Source organism: Vibrio sp. VGrn 2 (assembly GCF_009361695.1).
GTDB classification, from domain to species: Bacteria; Pseudomonadota; Gammaproteobacteria; order Enterobacterales; family Vibrionaceae; genus Vibrio; species Vibrio diabolicus.
This window is the reverse complement of the sequence record NZ_RBWD01000002.1, coordinates 319017-335631: the sequence shown is the minus strand read 5'-3', so window position 1 is coordinate 335631 and position 16615 is coordinate 319017. Positions and strand designations below refer to the sequence as shown.

The following is a 16615-nucleotide window of genomic DNA, read 5'->3' as shown; positions in this document are numbered from 1 at the left end:
CTTTTATACGTACTTAACTAGCCAATTAACAATACAGGAATAACAAAAGGGCTCATCGTTTGATGAGCCCTTCTCGTCACTGAAAATCGAATTATAGAGACTGTAATAGCTGGTAGTAACGCCCTTTTTGAGCGAGTAGCGTTGGATGATCGCCTTGTTCGATGATCTCACCTTGTTCCATCAAACAGATGCTATCCATGCTTTCTAGCTCTATTAGTCGGTGTGTAATGAATATCACTGTCTTATTAGCAAAGTGCTCATTGAAAAGCGCCATCACTTTCTGTTCCGTACGCTTATCGAGACCTTCAGTTGGTTCATCCAAGAGTAGGATTGGCGCATCACGTAGCAATGCGCGAGCGATACCGATTCGGCGTTTCTCTCCACCAGATAACTGACGACCACCGTCGCCTAACCAAGCATCTAGCCCTGGAGCCTCAAGAAGGCCACCAAGTTCGACTTTTTGAAGAATCTCAGACAGTCGCTCATCACTTGCTTCTGGAGCGGCCATAAGTAAGTTGTCACGCAGTGTTCCATTCAGTACATCAACGCGTTGACTGACCACTGTCATTGCTTCTCGCAGGTCAGACTCGCTCCAATCTTGCAGTCTTGTACCACCGATTCGAACTTCACCTTGGTTAACATCCCAGTAGCGACAAAGAAGCTGAATTAGTGTTGATTTACCTGAACCTGTTTGACCTACAATTGCTGTTTTAGTGCCCAACGGTAGTGAGAGTGACAAGTCTTTCAGCACCTTTTGCTGACCGTCAGGGTAAGTGAAATCAATGTTGTCGAATTCAATGTCTAACGTTGTGCCTTTATGTTTCGATTGCTCAGGGAAGACAACGTCAGGTTCAGCCAAAATTACTTCATTTAAACGACGAGCAGAAGTCAACGTTTGCCCCAGGTACTGGAACGCGCCCGCAATAGGCATCAAAATTTCAAAACTTGCCATCGTTGCAAATGCAAACAACGCAATCCAAGGATCAGGAGCACGACCTCCTACGCCGTCTGCAGCAAACCAAAGTATCACAACCAGTGTAAGACCGTTCACAAGCATAAGCAGGCCTGAAGCCATGCCCGTTAAATTCGCGTTCACAAACTGATTAGACAAAAGCTGCTTTTGCTTCTCTAGAATGAGATTGCGATAACGCTCTTCTGCTCCAAAGATACTCAGTTCGCTGTAGCCTTGAAGCCAGTCCAGAGTCGCCACTCGCAACTGCGCTTTATGATGAGTGAGGTTCTCGCCATTGTTTTTACCCAGTTTATAGAACAGCACCGGCCATACAAACAACATGACGGTAAGAATCGAACCAAGCAGCAGGGCGAGATGCCAGTCAAAAAATGCCAGGACAGCCGTTAAACTTAGTATCCCAAAAATGCCAATCACGACAGGGCTGATAAGTCGAAGGTAAACGTGATCCATCGCATCTACGTCCGCCACTAGGCGGTTGAGCAGATCGGCATCACGCATCGTAGAAACACGACCCGGAATCAGTGGTGCAAGTTTCTTAAAGAAGAAGATACGTAGATCGGTAAGTAACTTGAACGTCGCATTGTGGCTGACGACACGTTCTCCCCATCGACCTGCGGTTCGAGCCATTGCAGCGCCGCGTACCCCGGCACCTGGTAACATGTAGTTGAAGGTCTCACGAGCAACCGTCAAGCCTGCCACCGCTGCGGCTGAAATAAACCAACCCGATAGCGTTAATAAGCCAATAGATGCAGCTAAGGTCAGAAATGCCAATAGCATACCTAGCGAAAGACCAAACCAATGTTTCTTATAGAGTTTTAGATAAGGGAGTAAATCACGCATCTAAGTTCCCCTTGTCTGTTTCACGTTGTGCGAGGTTCGCTTCCAACATGTCTTTAAATAAGCCATCTTCTGTCGACAGTGTGTCGTAATCACCACGTTGAACAATCTGGCCGTCCTGCATAACAAGAATTTGCGATACGCTTTGTAAAGGTGCCAACTGGTGAGTAATCATCAAATTCGTTGTGGCATGTGCGTACTTGTTAATGCCTTCCATGACGAGTTTTTCACTACGAGCATCTAAGCTTGCGGTCGGTTCATCTAATAACCAAAAACGACCATTTTGTAGCATAGCGCGAGCCAACGCTAAACGCTGGGCTTGGCCGACAGATAAACCACCAGAGCGGTCAGATATCGGGTAATCCAACCCATGCATTTCAACAAATTCAGCAGCATGAGAGTCATTCAAAACAGAATGAACGTCTGCATCTTGAATGTTGTGTTTGCCTAACGTGACGTTATCTCGAATGCTGCCATGTAATAGCATTGGGTTTTGACCAATCCAGCTTACGGCCTCTCGCCATGTGGCGAGATCCAGTTGTGACAATTCACAACCATTAATCTTCAAGCTACCTTGATAAGGCATGAAACCGAGGATGGTGTTTACCAAGCTTGTTTTACCTGCGCCACTTGGTCCAACTAAAGCCGTACTTTTGTTGGCTTCAAGAGAGAAGGATAGGGGACCTGCGAGCTGCTGACCTTCCGGACTAAAAATGGTTAACTGGTCCGCTTCAATATAGATAGGGCTGTTTTTATCTAACGCTTGGGTACCATCTTTGATTTGATCGACTTCCAAATCTAGAAACTCGACAATACTTTCTGCTGCGCCAACCGCTTGCTGTTTCGCATGGTAGAACGTGCCCAAATCACGTAATGGCTGATAAAACTCTGGCGCAAGAATCAGAATGAACAAGCCAGCAAACAGCGTAACACCTGTGCCGTAGTAGCCGAAATCGAGCTCTCCGATATAACTAAAGCCAAAGTAGACGGCGGTAATTGCGATAGAAATGGAAGTGAAAAACTCTAAAACCGCAGAAGATAGAAACGCGATTTTCAGAACGTCCATGGTGCGAGTACGAAAGACTTCCGAAGCACCCTTAAGAGTTTCAGTTTCAGATTTTGTTCTATCGAATAAGCGAATGGTCGTCATTGCTTGCAAGCGGTCATAAAAGTGACCGGACAAACGCTGCATCGCTTTAAAGTTTTTACGGTTTGCTTCTGCGGCTTTCATCCCAACCAGTGCCATGAAAATAGGCACCAGTGGTGCAGTGACTAGGAAGATCAAGCCTGCCGCCCAGTTTACTGGGAATACGACAACCAAAATAATGAAAGGCACTAGTACCGATAATGACATCTGAGGCAAGTAGCGAGAGAAGAAATCTTGCATATCTTCTACCTGCTCTAAGATGAGCGTCGCCCAGCTGCCGGCAGGTTTGCCTTTAATGTAAGCGGGCCCAAGTTTATGAACTTTATCTAAAATGAGTTGGCGAATATAAACTCGAATTTGCTCACCGCAACGGTAACCGGCAAGCTCTCGACCCCAGGTACAAGCAGCTCGACCGATAACCGTGCCACCAAGCCCAACAAAATGCCAAATGAGGTCGGCTTTGTCGACTTGGTCAATGATTAACTGGTGCAGAATGGAGGCGAGCAGGGCTGCTTGAGCCAATAAAAACACGCTTGAAAGTACGCCTAGGCCTATCGCAATCATAAGCCAGCGCTTGGCTAACTTACTTTGTTGCTTAAGCCACTTATTCAAGCTGCTTTGCTTTTTCTTATCCATCGTGAAGGCTTAATGATAATTGTTTTAATGAGGCGGTAGTATACAAAAGAAAACCCAGCGGGAATACCGCTGGGCTTTAAGGATATGACACAAATGTGAAAAGTTATTTGTCACCAAGTGAGTCTAAGAAACGCTCAGCATCTAATGCCGCCATACAACCTGTACCTGCAGATGTGATAGCTTGACGGTAGTTATGGTCCATAACGTCGCCTGCTGCAAATACACCTTCAATGCTAGTTTGTGTCGCGTTGCCTTCTAGGCCAGACTTAACGATGATGTAGCCATCTTTCATGTCTACTTGGCCTTCAAAGATTTGTGTGTTTGGCTGGTGGCCGATCGCAATAAACGCACCCATCACTTCAAGGTCTTCAGTCGCACCTGTGTTGACGTCTTTAATACGAACGCCAGTTACGCCCATGTCGTCGCCAAGTACTTCATCGAGAGTTCGATCGGTATGAAGAACGATATTACCGCTTTCAACTTTATCCATCAGACGTTTCACAAGGATCTTCTCTGCACGGAATGAATCGCGGCGGTGGATCAGGTGAACTTCTGACGCAATGTTAGATAGGTAAAGTGCTTCCTCAACAGCAGTGTTACCACCGCCCACAACTGCAACTTTCTGATTACGGTAGAAGAAACCGTCACAGGTTGCACAAGCAGAAACGCCGCGACCTTTAAATGCTTCTTCAGACTCAAGGCCAAGGTATTTTGCTGATGCACCTGTAGAAATAATCAATGCGTCACATGTGTACTCACCAGAATCGCCTTTTAAACGAAATGGGCGTTGTGATAGTTCTACTTCGTTGATGTGATCAAACACGATCTCAGTTTCGAAACGCTCGGCGTGCTCTTTCATGCGATCCATCAATGCAGGACCTGTCAGACCTTCAGCGTCGCCGGGCCAGTTCTCAACTTCAGTAGTGGTGGTTAGCTGACCACCTTGTTGCATTCCCGTCACAAGCACAGGGTTTAGGTTGGCACGCGCTGCGTAGACGGCAGCTGTGTATCCTGCTGGACCAGAACCAAGAATTAATAGTTTACAATGTTTTACGTCGCTCATTGTGGCTCCAAAAAGGGCTGAACATTTCCCTCGATTGTATGGAAATTCTTAGTGCTTTAAAAGCATAAACAACGATTGTGATCGAATAATTGGTTATAGATTAGAACCCACTAAAGATTGATAAAGAACGTTGACTTCTAGCATAAAATTCTATTCGTAGTAGAGAAGTCTAGTTTCAAATATCGCCAAAGCGCAAAACTGAAACATGGCTCTGTATTTTTGCTTTGGATTGGTTTGTTATGTTGTTTTTGTTATTTTGTTGAAGCTATCAACGTTAAAAGCTGGCAATTGCAGAATATTTGCGTAATCTAGTGTGTAAATTAAATGTTAATTAATGTGCCTCATTAAAGGAGACAATGATGTTACATTCACGTGAGAATACTCTGCATTTAACACAGCTCAGCATGGCAGCAATTGAGCAGCTTTCCCCATCGTTTGAAGAACTGCCTCGTACCGAGCATGCAGATGGTCAGTATCGACTAAGACGTTATTCTGTGGTTGGTTTTGATAATGGCAAAGTCATTGACTTAAACAAAAACAGCTTTGTTCAATCGTCTGATATCAACCGATTCCAAGGTGATGTTGTAAGACAATTTGAGCCGATTAAGAAGGATATTCTCACCAGTGATGGTTTCCGAGAAATGTGCGAATTGTTTGTCAATGCGAATCATCTGCCTAACGGTCAGGAAATAGAAATTCACCAAATCCGAATCACAGCGCTAGAAGAAGAAACTCAAGTGGCACCTGAAGGTGTGCACCAAGACGGTTTTGATCACATTGCAATGGTTGGCGTAGGACGCCATAACATCATTGGTGGTGACATCATGCTGTACAGCAGTCATAACCAAGCCCCATTTTTCCGTAAGGTGTTAGAAACGGGTGAGGTTGCAATATTGGCAGACAGTAAACTGTGGCACAACGCGTGCCCAATCCGTTCTGTCATTGATGATGAAGCGGGTCATATGGATGTGTTTGTACTCACGGCTACGGATAAGCGCAATGAACTTCAATCTTAATCTGATCAGAGAGCAGTTTCCGGCACTCGCTCAATACCATAACGACAAGCCTGTGACGTTTTTTGATGGTCCAGGCGGGTCACAGGTACCTCAATCAGTGCTAGATAGCATGGTGGGATATTTAGGTCGTTTCAACGCCAACTTAGGCGGGCATTATTTTTCTAGCCAAAAGACGGTTGACGTGATGCAAAATGCACGCGAGTCAGCGCAAGCTCTGCTTAACGCGCCGTCATCTGGCAATATCGTCTTCGGTGCGAACATGACATCGTTAACCTTTCAGCTCAGCCGTGCGATTAGCCGAGATTGGCAAGAGGGAGATGAGATCATTGTTTCTGCTTTGGACCACTATTCGAATGTGTCCAGCTGGCAACAAGCGGCAGAAGATCAAGGCGTTACGGTTCATCAGGTTCGTATCAACGAAGATGATTGTACGTTGGACTTGGAGCATTTAAGCAGTCTTCTTTCTGATAAAACGCGCCTTGTAGCGGTGACCTATGCATCGAATACGACTGGTTCTATCGTGGATGTGCAGCGAGTAGTAAGCATGGCACACAACGTCGGGGCACAAGTTTATGTGGATGCCGTTCATTACGCGCCGCATCACTTGGTTGATGTTCAAGCGTTGGGTTGTGACTTTTTAGCGTGCTCTGCTTACAAGTTTTTCGGCCCGCACGTTGGTGTTGCTTACATTGCCGACCAGTGGCTGCACAGTATTCGTCCGTACAAAGTCGAGCCTGCTACCAATATTGGCCCAGGCCGATTTGAAACGGGAACGCAAAGTTTTGAAGGTCTTGCTGGTGTCGTTGCTGCGGTTGAGTATCTGGCTCAATTTGGTGAAGCCGGTCTACCTCTTCGTCAACGATTGGAGCAAAGTTACCAATTGTATAAACAACATGAGCAACGCTTGAGTGAGCGATTCTTACAGCGTCTGAGTGCACTAGATGGTGTCAATCTATTTGGCATTGCGAAAGAAGATAGCCAGCTCCGCACACCAACTTTTGCGCTAACATTCGACCGATATTCTCCAGAGTTTATCGCGAAAACGCTGGGTGAACACAACATCTGTGTTTGGAACGGCCACTTTTATGCGCTGGGCTTAGTTCGTCAACTTGGTCTAGAAGAGTCGGGTGGTGTGGTACGAATTGGTTGCATGCATTACAACACAATAGAAGAAGTCGACATGTTGTTCGATGTACTAGAAAACATCCTTGATGCGTAACTGATTATATCTTCCTGATAGAAAAAAAAGCTCGAGTCAAACTCGAGCTTTTTCGTTTTTATTTCAACAAACCAGCTATATATATGTATATGCAGCTAGGCGCTTACTTCCACTTCATAGGAAGTGAATTTTCTTACGTTGATCACGCCAGTGTCAAAAATGAGGTATTGACCTTTGATGCCTTGCAAAGTGCCAGTAACAACCGGGTTTTTATCGAAATTATGCGAGGTGATCTTAGTTGGGTGCTGTTGCACCGGATAGCTAAGGTCGGTAATGCTTTCGCTTAATATTTCAATTGCATCTTCACCGAATTGCTGTTTTATCTCAGCAATCTTATCTTCGACTAAAGGTAATAGCTCAGCAAAACGATCTTGCAGTGCCATTGGTTCACCGTCGCCTTTCAGCAGTGTGCGCCAATTGGTTTTATCTGCGATATGTTTCGCCAGTTCAACTTCAATTAAACCGGAGATATGGCGAGTTTTTACCTTAAAAATTGGCAAACCCTGAGTCGCACCTTGATCAATCCAACGAGTTGGGATTTGCGTATGACGAGTGATACCAACTTTTAAGCTGGATGTATTGGATAGGTAGACAAAGTGATCCACCATGCAGTTCTCTTCGCCCCATTGTGGTTCGCGACAAGTCCCTTGGTCGTAGTGACAAGTCTCTGGCTTCATGATGCACATATCGCAGCTTGCTAGCTTTTTCATACAGACAAAACAATGGCCTTGCGAATAACTCTTTTTCGTTTTCTTACCACATGAGCAACAAAAAATATTGCCCGTGTGAGTCAGTGTGAGCGTTTTACCCAGAAACGGCGATAGATCAATCTCTTCCTCACCAACAGGTAGACGGTAACTGACAGCACCGTCCAGAGATGCACGCATTTTATTTAGCGTACCAGTTGCAATTAATGACATGACATTACTCATTATTGTGTTTTTGCACAGTATATCCGAAGTGGTGATGAGATGCAGGGTTGACAGACACATTAAAGCGAAATGTATAGCTCTGAAATGTTATGCACTGGCCTTCATGGGTTAGGAAATACGGCTGTGAAATGCTTCGCAAATAACAAGTGAACCGCATTTTTGAGAGATTTAAAAACGTGATAACGGTTCAAAACACGTTACCATGTATCGAAAGTAAGAACGAAGGCTAAAAGTAATTTTGTTTCTTGATAAATGACTTTGTTTGAAGTTCGAAAAATCATTGAGTACATTGTGTTGTATATAAGCTGAGCAGGTCACTCGCCCATGAAGTGGATCCATAAATTTATCTTTGCCCTCTCTATTTGCACTATTAGTTTGGTTGCGCTTTATAGTGTTCTTGGCGATACACGAAAGCTGACCATTACACCAGAACATTTCAATATCTATGCGACTAAAGACGCCAGCGAAGGTGGCTTGAGTGAGGCTGATATTATTTACGATAAGCAAAGCCTAGTTCTCAGCTGTGACTTAAAGCAAAGCGCGTATGCTTGGCCTTATTGCGGAATCTCTGTTTATACCGATTCCACAACGCCAACACAGGGGATTGACCTTTCCAATTACCATACGATTCGATTGAAAGTGAGATATGAAGAGGCGGGGGTGGGGCCCAATCCGAGCCATGATTTGCGTTTATATCTGCGCAACTATAACCCTGAGTATTCCAAACCAGACGACGAGTACACGATTAAATACAATGGCATGCAGTTTTCTCCGTCCGGTTCAAACGACATCATCGAAATTCCGATTAAAAATTTACAGGTGATGACGTGGTGGTTAGTAGACAACAAAGTCGCGATTGAACACTCTGCACCTGAATTTTCAAACATCACACGTATTGATATCGCGACCGGATCTGGTGCGGCACTTGGCGAGCACAAAATTGTGATTGATAAAATTGAGTTTGAAGGCGCTTACCTTGCACAAGAAACGTTACTGTATGCGCTCTTACTCTCTTGGATGGCGCTTGGACTGGCATTTTCGCTGCACGAATTACGAAAAAATCGAGTCGCTTATGAAAAAGCGAAAAAACGTCATCGTCATTTAGAGAAGGTGAATGGTACGTTGCGAGCTCAAAACTATGAGTTTGCAGAGTTAGCGCATCGCGATGCGTTGACGGGAGCGATGAACCGTCACGCAGTGCAGCACTGGCTTGAGCAGCAATCACGGCAAGTTCGCTGGGGGCATAGTACATTCAGTATCCTCTATATGGATTTGGATAAATTTAAGAAGGTGAATGACAAATTTGGGCACCAAATGGGGGATGACATATTGCGCGAATTTGTCATAGTGGTGGCAAGTTCCATCTACCCAGATGACCGACTTGTTCGTTGGGGGGGAGAAGAATTTGTTGTATTTTGCCCTGACACCAATATTGAGCAAGCTGTGAAGAAGTCGGAAATGATTCGCAAAAATGTGGAGAGTCATTTGTGGGTACACGGTGAATCATTAACATGCAGCATCGGCGTCGCCCAGATGCAAAATGAACGCGTCTCCGAAACCATGGCGAGAGCAGACGAAGTGCTTTACCAAGCGAAGCGCAATGGTCGCAACCGGGTCGAGGTTCATTATGGTTTGCTTGCCTGCGAAAAGAAGCAAGCCTAACGATTCGTCACTCAAAGGAATTAAAAAAGGTGGCCAACTGGCCACCAAGAGGGAAACTGCTGAACACCACTTAGGGGGAAGTTTGGGTCATCGATGTGATTACCGTGAGCAGCAGTGTAGTGCTAATCGAACTTGCTGTTTTTACCAGAACAACCAAGCGAAAAGCGTTAGTGCAGCAATACAGGCAATGTTTAAGACGAAACCAATTCGCATCATTTCTTTTTGCTTGATATGACCCGTACCGAACACAATCGCGTTTGGAGGTGTTGCAACAGGTAACATAAATGCACAAGATGCAGCGACGGCAATTAATGCAGAGAGAATGACCGGAGACATGCCTAAGGCCTCTGCGATGGTTGCAAATACAGGGACCAGTAGTGCAGCACTAGCGGTGTTACTTGCAAACTCAGTCAAAAATACAACGAAAGCAACCACTGCAAGAATCGTTAGAAGAATACCGGCTTGCTCAAGGAAGCCTGACAAGCTATGAGCCAAAAATACGCTTGTTCCGGTTGCTTTTAGAACGTTGCTCAAACAGATACCACCACCAAATAGGATTAACACACCCCAGTCGGTTGTTTTCTCAATATCTTTCCACTCGACGGCGCGAGAAGCCCCAAGCAGAAGGATCGCACCTATTGCGACAAGGGTATCGAACTTAGCGAAGCCACCTAGCATAGCGTTAATTGGCTTACTGAATATCCACAAAGTCACGGTCAGTAAGAAAATCGCCAGTGTAATCATTTTGCCGTTTGTCCACTCGACAGGCTGATGGTCAAGATCAAACTTGTGGCTAAGGTCAGGCTTAGTCATGGTGTACAACACGAGAATAGCGATTGGCATTAGTACTAATGAGATAGGCACACCGAGCTTCATCCATTCAGTAAAACTTAGGCCAACTTCAGCTGCTGCAATGGCATTTGGCGGGCTACCAACCAGCGTTGCAATACCACCAATCGAAGCACTGTAAGCGATTCCGAGCAGAACAAACAAAAAGGTATTGTGATTTTTCTTCGCGTCTAGCTTTGTCATCACACCCAGCACAAGGGGCAGCATCATAGCGGCAGTGGCGGTGTTTGAAATCCACATTGACAGGCCAGCACTCACACCAAATAGCATGAATACAGCGACAGACATTTTGCCTCGTGCGAGTAACAGCACTTTATCAGCAATAGCTTGGTCTAACTTCTGTTTATGCAAAGCTGCAGCAAGTGCAAAACCACCTAAGAATAGAAAGATGATGGAGTTGGAGAAGTTGTTCAGTGCGGTCTGAGTGTTAAACACGCCTAAAAATACCGCAAGTAATGGTATGAGTAGCGCGGTTATGCTGACGTGAATCGCTTCGGTTAGCCAAAGAATAGCAACAAAAACTAAGATGCTCAGGCCGGTTACTACTTGTGGCTCAAAGGGTAGGGTATTAAACAAGATAATGAACAATACGATATTCGCGTTCAAAATCATGCTGTTGCGAGTGAAGAACCAGTTCTTCAATGTCACAGCGAGTGCGGTCATGGGTAGTGCTCCTTTTGCATTGCCTTTTGTCGGTTTTTTTATGGCAAAGTAACTGACTTGTAGTTATTTATTGATTAAATGTTACTTGGAATGCAAAAAAGAGTTTTGCCTGAATCGTAGAGCAAATTGGAAAATGTGATGTTGAGAATTGGAAATGGGTAGAAAACTACCCATTTGTTTTATAGAAATGTTATTAGCCTTGTGAGCCACGTTATTCCTCTATTCGACGGGGACTTGAAGAGGCTCGTTAGCTGCTTTATTTGGCTCTTTTACTGCAACGATAGGCTCTTGAGGACCAAGAAACTTGGGCTGCGTATTAATAATGTAGAGGTCTAAAAAGGCTTTCACACGGGCGAGCAACTCTCGAATACGCATTGATGTTTTTTGTTTGTTTGTCGTAGGTCCTGCTACCGCAAGACACTGCGCATCAATGTTGTAAGCATCGGCAATAAACAGCGCTCGCTCACAATGAAAGCGCTGAGTCACAATCAGAAAGCGCTCCGAAGCAAAAATCTTTTTCGCCCTCACAATCGAATCTAGAGTACGAAAGCCAGCATAATCAAGGTGAATCACTTCCTCAGGCACGCCGGCTTTAAGTAAGTCGCGTTTCATCGTCCACGGTTCGTTGTAGGAGCGATGGGCGTTATCGCCACTCAATAAAAACTGTTTTACTTTGCCTTGGTTGTAAAGCTCAATCGCCGCATTAATTCGATGAGTGTAGTAAGTGTTGAGGATCTTACCGATGTATTTACTGGTACCGAGAACCACAGCAACCTCATGTTGAGGTATTTGTTCGTATTCAGTGAAAATGCTTTCTTTGGCTTGTAAAACCACCCACCGGTCGATGGCAATAACAGAAACAAGCAGACTAAGTACAGAGATCGACAAAATCAAAGCAAGTCGCTTCCAGGAAAATTTCAGCTTCCACTTTGATCTTATGCGAGAAAACAACAAAACGTTTTATATCCTTAACTAAAAATGTAGTTCTCATCATATCTGATAGAAACAAAAAGAGAGAAGCCCATTTATGCCAAAATCTGGTTAGGATGATAAAAAAATAAAAGCCCCTACATGGTAGGGGCTAATTATTAAACGAAATGTCTCAAGCTTAGAACGCAGTGCGTTTGTAACGACGGTAAACCGGCTGCCAGAACGATTGTTCAATCGCCACGTTCAATGCTTCATCAGTGATTTCTAATGCGACACCTTGTTCGATTGCCTTCTTACCAACAGCAAACGCGATCTTTTTCGATACCGAGTGGATCTCTTCCAACGGTGGAAGTAGCGCACCACGACCGTTGATTGCTAGAGGAGAGCATGTTGCGAGCGCACGGCTTGATTCCATTAGCATCTCGTCGGTGACACGTTTTGCGTTTACAGCAAGTACACCAAGGCCAATGCCAGGGAAGATGTAGCTGTTGTTACATTGGGCAATAGGGTAAGTGCGACCTTCATGAACCACAGGCTCAAATGGGCTACCTGTTGCAACCAGTGCTTCACCATTTGTCCAACGAATGATGTCGTTCGGTGTTGCTTCTACGCGGCTTGTTGGGTTCGACAGTGGGAAGACAATCGGACGCTTACAGTGTTTATGCATTTCTTCGATGACTTCTTGGCTAAATAGGCCAGGAGCACCAGAAACACCAATTAGTACCGTTGGCTTGGCGTTACGCATAACATCGAGTAGTGAGAAGCCATTTCCTTCATTTTCCCACTCTTTCGTATTGGTATGTTTCTGCACCAGGCGTTGTTGGAAATCAAGAAGGTTAGGCATACCTTCTTGTAACAGACCCCAACGGTCAACCATGTAAACTTGTGAGCGAGCTTGCTCGTCAGAAATCCCTTCCGATACCATTTGTGCGATGATCGCTTCTGCGATACCGCAACCAGCAGAGCCAGCGCCCAAGAAGGTGATACGCTGTTTAGACAGCTGAGTACCTGCTGCTTTACAGGCTGCAAGTAGAGAGCCAACAGTAACGGCCGCCGTGCCTTGAATATCATCATTGAAGCAGCACACGCGATCTTTGTAACGCTCAAGAAGAGGCATCGCATTTTTCTGAGCAAAGTCTTCGAACTGGATCAAGGCATCAGGCCAACGGCGCTGTACTGCTTGAATAAACTCTTCTACAAATGCATCGTATTCTGCACCCGTAATACGAGGGTGACGCCAACCCATGTACATCGGATCAGCTAAACGTTGCGGGTTATTGGTACCCACATCAAGCACGATTGGTAGCGTGTAAGCAGGGCTGATACCACCACACGCGGTATAAAGTGACAGTTTACCAATAGGAATACCCATGCCGCCGATACCTTGGTCACCCAAGCCAAGGATACGTTCACCATCTGTCACAACAATCACTTTAACGTTGTGGTTTGCTGCATTATTCAGCAAGTCGTCAATACGGTCACGGTTCGGATATGAAATGAATAGACCACGACCACGGCGGTAAATGTTAGAGAAGTTTTCACATGCTGCGCCGACAGTTGGCGTATAGATGATAGGCATCATCTCAGAAATGTGGTTTTGCACTAGGCGGTAATACAGTGTTTCGTTGGTGTCTTGGATATTACGCAGATAAATGTGCTTATCCATATCGCTTTCGAAACTCTTGTATTGCTGGTAGGCACGTTCCACCTGCTCTTGGATTGTTTCGGTAGACTCTGGAAGCAAGCCTTCTAAGTTGAATGAACTACGTTCTTCAGCAGAGAATGCACTGCCTTTGTTCAAAAGAGGGGTTGCTAAAAGAGCCGGACCCGCATATGGAATATATAGTGGGCGTTTATCGTTGTTCATTGGGTGCCTTATGTAGGGTTGAAGGATGCGCACCAAATTTTAACGGGTTCACCATTTAGTTGTAAACATGCGTTGATGCACATCAATGTAATGTCGCAAAAAAACTCAGATACCGCCGAAAATATCGGCAATATTGGTTGTTTAGAGATACCTAAAGCAGGATTTTTTTACTTGGGTATAATGTTCTGCATCATCAAATCAAATCTAATTTCTATGTTTCAACTACCTATCGACAGCCTGCAAGCTGAGTTTGACCAACATGTGAACCAAAACCATCTCGTGGTGGAAGCCGAAACCGGGTCAGGTAAATCTACCCGTTTGCCTATGTGGGCGGCAAAACACGGACGCGTGCTGGTTATTGAACCACGTCGAATTGCTTGTACCTCGCTGGCTGAATATCTTGCGGAGCAATCTGGTGAGCCAATAGGTCGCAAAGTCGGTTACGCGATCAAGCTTCATGCCTACTTTGATGAAAAAACCGAAGTTGTATTTGTGACTCCGGGAGTCGCACTGCGTTGGTTTGCGGAAAACAAGCTAGCAGGCTTCGATATCGTGATAGTGGACGAATTTCACGAGCGACGCTGGGATATTGATCTATTAACCGCAATTTTGAAGCAAGAAAATCAACATCGGTTGATCGTCACTTCCGCTACGCTGGAGGGCGAAAAGCTAGCGCGTTACCTGAATGCGAAGCGTCTGCGATCTGAAGGGCGTTGCTTTCCAGTCACGGTGACACATCGTTCCACAGACAGCCGCTATTTACCGAACAAAAAGGGATGTGAACAGGAGGTTGTCGGAGCGGTAAAAGAGGCACTGAAAGATGAAGATGGCGATATTCTTGTTTTTCTCCCAGGACGTAAAGAGATCACCCAATGTGCGCAGATGCTACAAAGTTGCGGCGATGTCATGGTGGTCAAACTTCATGCCTCGGTTAGTGATGAAGAACGGCACTGCGCGTTAACTACGCAAAAACAACGAAAAGTCGTATTGGCAACCAATGTTGCGGAAACCTCCTTAACGATACCTAACATCCGAGTTGTCATTGATAGCGGCTTAGAGCGTCGAACCATTCAACGTAACGGTCGCACAGCGTTAACGCTGACCCACATTTCTAAGGCCAGCGCCGCGCAGCGAATGGGGCGGGCGGGCCGTGTTGCTGAAGGGGCTTGTATTCGTCTATATGGTGAACACGCGCCTTTAGAATTAGTGACGCCTCCAGAATTGCACAGAGAAGAGCTCGTCGAGCCCATGCTGGCAGCGGCTTGTTGTGGATACCGTCTTTCAACACTCGATTTTCTCGACTCAATTCCTCCAAAGTCGCTAGAGGCATCTCATTCGACGTTGTTATCTATGGAAGCGATTGATGAGGATGGCAATGTCACGCAGCATGGGAGAAAAGTATATCCACTACCCATTGATGCACTGTTTGCCGATCTCGTTACCAGAATTCAAGCGAAGACAGAGAAGGAAGCAATGATTGACTTGGCAGCAGCATTATCTGTGCCTGCTCAACTCTATCAGCGACAAAGTGGTGAAGTCGCTGAGCTTCTATCTCAAGAGGAGCCATACGGATGTGATGCCTCTTTGCTTATCCGTTTGGTCCGGGGGGAGCGACTTCCGGGCATTGTCATTGATGCCAGCGCACTCGAAGAGGCACAAGGTTTAGCGCAACAAATGCGAGAAGTATTTGAATTACCGGAACTTGACGTTGCCTCTCGATATAAACGTGAAGCGCTCTTTTTCTCCATCGCCTCATTGCACCCTGAGCTTGTGTTTGTCCGACGAGATCGTCGAAGAGATGCTCTAGGAAATGGCGTAGTCGAGATGCTGGTTGGGCGTAACAGCCGCTTTCCTGATAAAGAAGAAGCGGCCATTGTGCTAGATAGCCATAGCGTGCCAGGACGAGGTGTTAAGCAAACACTAAACCTCGCATCGGTCATGATGCCTATCCCGCTGACGTTGTTACGCGAACTTGAATTTGGGGAGTGGCAACAAGGTGAGACTAATTATGAAGAAGAGACGCCAAGAGCAACAATGCATTTGGTCTACGCCGGGCGAACAGTCTGTTCTGAACACCAAGCGTTACAAGGTGATGTTGCTGTTCAGTCTATTGTCGAAATGATAGAAGACGAGACACTGTTATCAGGTTTTGCTTCTCAAAGAAAACAACAAATCCAACACTGGAAACTCTACAACGCATTGGGCCTTAATGTCGAAGGAGAAGAGGTTAACGACTTGGCCTCCTTGACATTTTCTAGCTGGTTAAAGGAGCAGTTGGAAACATTAGGCGTTGAAAATGTCGATGATATGGCGTTGTTTGAAGCGGAAGACTTAACATTTAACGGTGTTCCAGAATGGGAATACGACGATTTCACGGAGCAGTACCCTTTAGAACTTTCGCTGCCAGAACTCCAACTGGATGTTGAGTATTACGCGTCTCGCAAGCTGGTACAGGTCATTTATCGAGAGGGAAACCGTAAGGGAGACCCGAAGCGCTGGGAGCTGCCACGCTGGGCTGGTTGGAAGATACAGTATAAAAAGGCCAGTCGAGTGATTGATGTGAAGTAGGTAGGCGGATGACGTTGTGACAAGAATGGATATTTTCTTGGTGAATCTATAATGATTTCATATTGATAGCGTTACTTACGTGTTGTTTTTAGTTTCTTAATTGAAATATTAATCAATTGAATGCTTATATATGGCGAAGCTGTACATCAGTTGTTACAAAGCTGGTTTTAATATTTCCTTTTGCATGTAAATTAGTGCATAAAAGACGAATGTTTTATATCCCATTGCTATATCAAAACAGTTGAACGATATT

11 protein-coding genes are annotated in these 16615 nt (G+C 45.4%); 4 read left to right on the top strand and 7 right to left on the bottom strand.

Annotated features, from left to right (window positions below; translation table 11 throughout):
• Window positions 1-91: 91 nt before the first annotated feature.
• The 3 genes from cydC to trxB form a co-directional block, all read right to left on the bottom strand.
• Window positions 92-1813: a heme ABC transporter ATP-binding protein/permease CydC gene (cydC, locus tag D8S93_RS05395; RefSeq protein WP_152812339.1), complete on the bottom strand. Its 1722-nt coding sequence runs from the start codon at window positions 1811-1813 to the stop codon at window positions 92-94.
• Window positions 1806-3593: a heme ABC transporter permease/ATP-binding protein CydD gene (gene cydD / locus D8S93_RS05390; protein ID WP_048626259.1), complete on the bottom strand. Its 1788-nt coding sequence runs from the start codon at window positions 3591-3593 to the stop codon at window positions 1806-1808. The genes cydC and cydD overlap by 8 nt, the downstream gene beginning before the upstream one ends.
• A gap of 103 nt (window positions 3594-3696) precedes the next feature.
• Window positions 3697-4656, bottom strand: a complete 960-nt coding sequence (trxB, locus tag D8S93_RS05385) for a thioredoxin-disulfide reductase (RefSeq protein WP_005393195.1) — start codon at window positions 4654-4656, stop codon at window positions 3697-3699.
• A 359-nt stretch (window positions 4657-5015) separates the two neighbouring features.
• On the opposite strand from trxB, the gene D8S93_RS05380 reads away from it, so the two are divergent.
• Together D8S93_RS05380 and D8S93_RS05375 are read left to right on the top strand one after the other, a co-directional pair.
• Window positions 5016-5672, top strand: a complete 657-nt coding sequence (locus D8S93_RS05380; RefSeq protein WP_193621586.1) for a 2OG-Fe dioxygenase family protein — start codon at window positions 5016-5018, stop codon at window positions 5670-5672.
• On the top strand, window positions 5656-6891 hold the full coding sequence (locus tag D8S93_RS05375) for a cysteine desulfurase-like protein (protein WP_152812336.1): 1236 nt from the start codon (window positions 5656-5658) through the stop codon (window positions 6889-6891). The genes D8S93_RS05380 and D8S93_RS05375 overlap by 17 nt, the downstream gene beginning before the upstream one ends.
• 95 nt (window positions 6892-6986) lie before the next feature.
• Here D8S93_RS05375 and D8S93_RS05370 read toward each other — a convergent pair whose 3' ends face one another.
• Window positions 6987-7811 (bottom strand): DUF2797 domain-containing protein, encoded by an 825-nt coding sequence (locus tag D8S93_RS05370; protein WP_005393189.1) that lies wholly within the window; start codon window positions 7809-7811, stop codon window positions 6987-6989.
• Window positions 7812-8147: 336 nt separating this feature from the next.
• Between D8S93_RS05370 and D8S93_RS05365 the strand changes: the two genes are divergently transcribed.
• Window positions 8148-9485, top strand: a complete 1338-nt coding sequence (locus D8S93_RS05365; RefSeq protein WP_152812334.1) for a GGDEF domain-containing protein — start codon at window positions 8148-8150, stop codon at window positions 9483-9485.
• Window positions 9486-9626: 141 nt separating this feature from the next.
• On the opposite strand, the gene D8S93_RS05360 is transcribed toward D8S93_RS05365, so the two are convergent.
• From D8S93_RS05360 to D8S93_RS05350, 3 genes are all read right to left on the bottom strand, one after another.
• Window positions 9627-10997: an SLC13 family permease gene (locus tag D8S93_RS05360; RefSeq protein ID WP_005395853.1), complete on the bottom strand. Its 1371-nt coding sequence runs from the start codon at window positions 10995-10997 to the stop codon at window positions 9627-9629.
• 219 nt (window positions 10998-11216) lie between these two features.
• Window positions 11217-11951 carry a vancomycin high temperature exclusion protein gene (locus D8S93_RS05355; RefSeq protein ID WP_152812332.1) on the bottom strand — a complete coding sequence of 245 codons (735 nt, stop codon included), beginning with the start codon at window positions 11949-11951 and terminating at the stop codon, window positions 11217-11219.
• A gap of 154 nt (window positions 11952-12105) precedes the next feature.
• Window positions 12106-13794, bottom strand: a complete 1689-nt coding sequence (locus tag D8S93_RS05350; RefSeq protein ID WP_005395857.1) for an NAD-dependent malic enzyme — start codon at window positions 13792-13794, stop codon at window positions 12106-12108.
• Window positions 13795-14007: 213 nt separating this feature from the next.
• Between D8S93_RS05350 and D8S93_RS05345 the strand changes: the two genes are divergently transcribed.
• Window positions 14008-16362: a helicase-related protein gene (locus tag D8S93_RS05345; RefSeq protein ID WP_152812330.1), complete on the top strand. Its 2355-nt coding sequence runs from the start codon at window positions 14008-14010 to the stop codon at window positions 16360-16362.
• The last annotated feature ends 253 nt before the right edge of the window (window positions 16363-16615 follow it).

Coding starts and splice junctions, on each gene's coding strand:
- cydC (WP_152812339.1), bottom strand. CDS start 1,813: ATGCGTGATTTACTCCCTTATCTAAAACTCTATAAGAAACATTGGTTT.
- cydD (WP_048626259.1), bottom strand. CDS start 3,593: ATGGATAAGAAAAAGCAAAGCAGCTTGAATAAGTGGCTTAAGCAACAA.
- trxB (WP_005393195.1), bottom strand. CDS start 4,656: ATGAGCGACGTAAAACATTGTAAACTATTAATTCTTGGTTCTGGTCCA.
- D8S93_RS05380 (WP_193621586.1), top strand. CDS start 5,016: ATGTTACATTCACGTGAGAATACTCTGCATTTAACACAGCTCAGCATG.
- D8S93_RS05375 (WP_152812336.1), top strand. CDS start 5,656: ATGAACTTCAATCTTAATCTGATCAGAGAGCAGTTTCCGGCACTCGCT.
- D8S93_RS05370 (WP_005393189.1), bottom strand. CDS start 7,811: ATGTCATTAATTGCAACTGGTACGCTAAATAAAATGCGTGCATCTCTG.
- D8S93_RS05365 (WP_152812334.1), top strand. CDS start 8,148: ATGAAGTGGATCCATAAATTTATCTTTGCCCTCTCTATTTGCACTATT.
- D8S93_RS05360 (WP_005395853.1), bottom strand. CDS start 10,997: ATGACCGCACTCGCTGTGACATTGAAGAACTGGTTCTTCACTCGCAAC.
- D8S93_RS05350 (WP_005395857.1), bottom strand. CDS start 13,794: ATGAACAACGATAAACGCCCACTATATATTCCATATGCGGGTCCGGCT.
- D8S93_RS05345 (WP_152812330.1), top strand. CDS start 14,008: ATGTTTCAACTACCTATCGACAGCCTGCAAGCTGAGTTTGACCAACAT.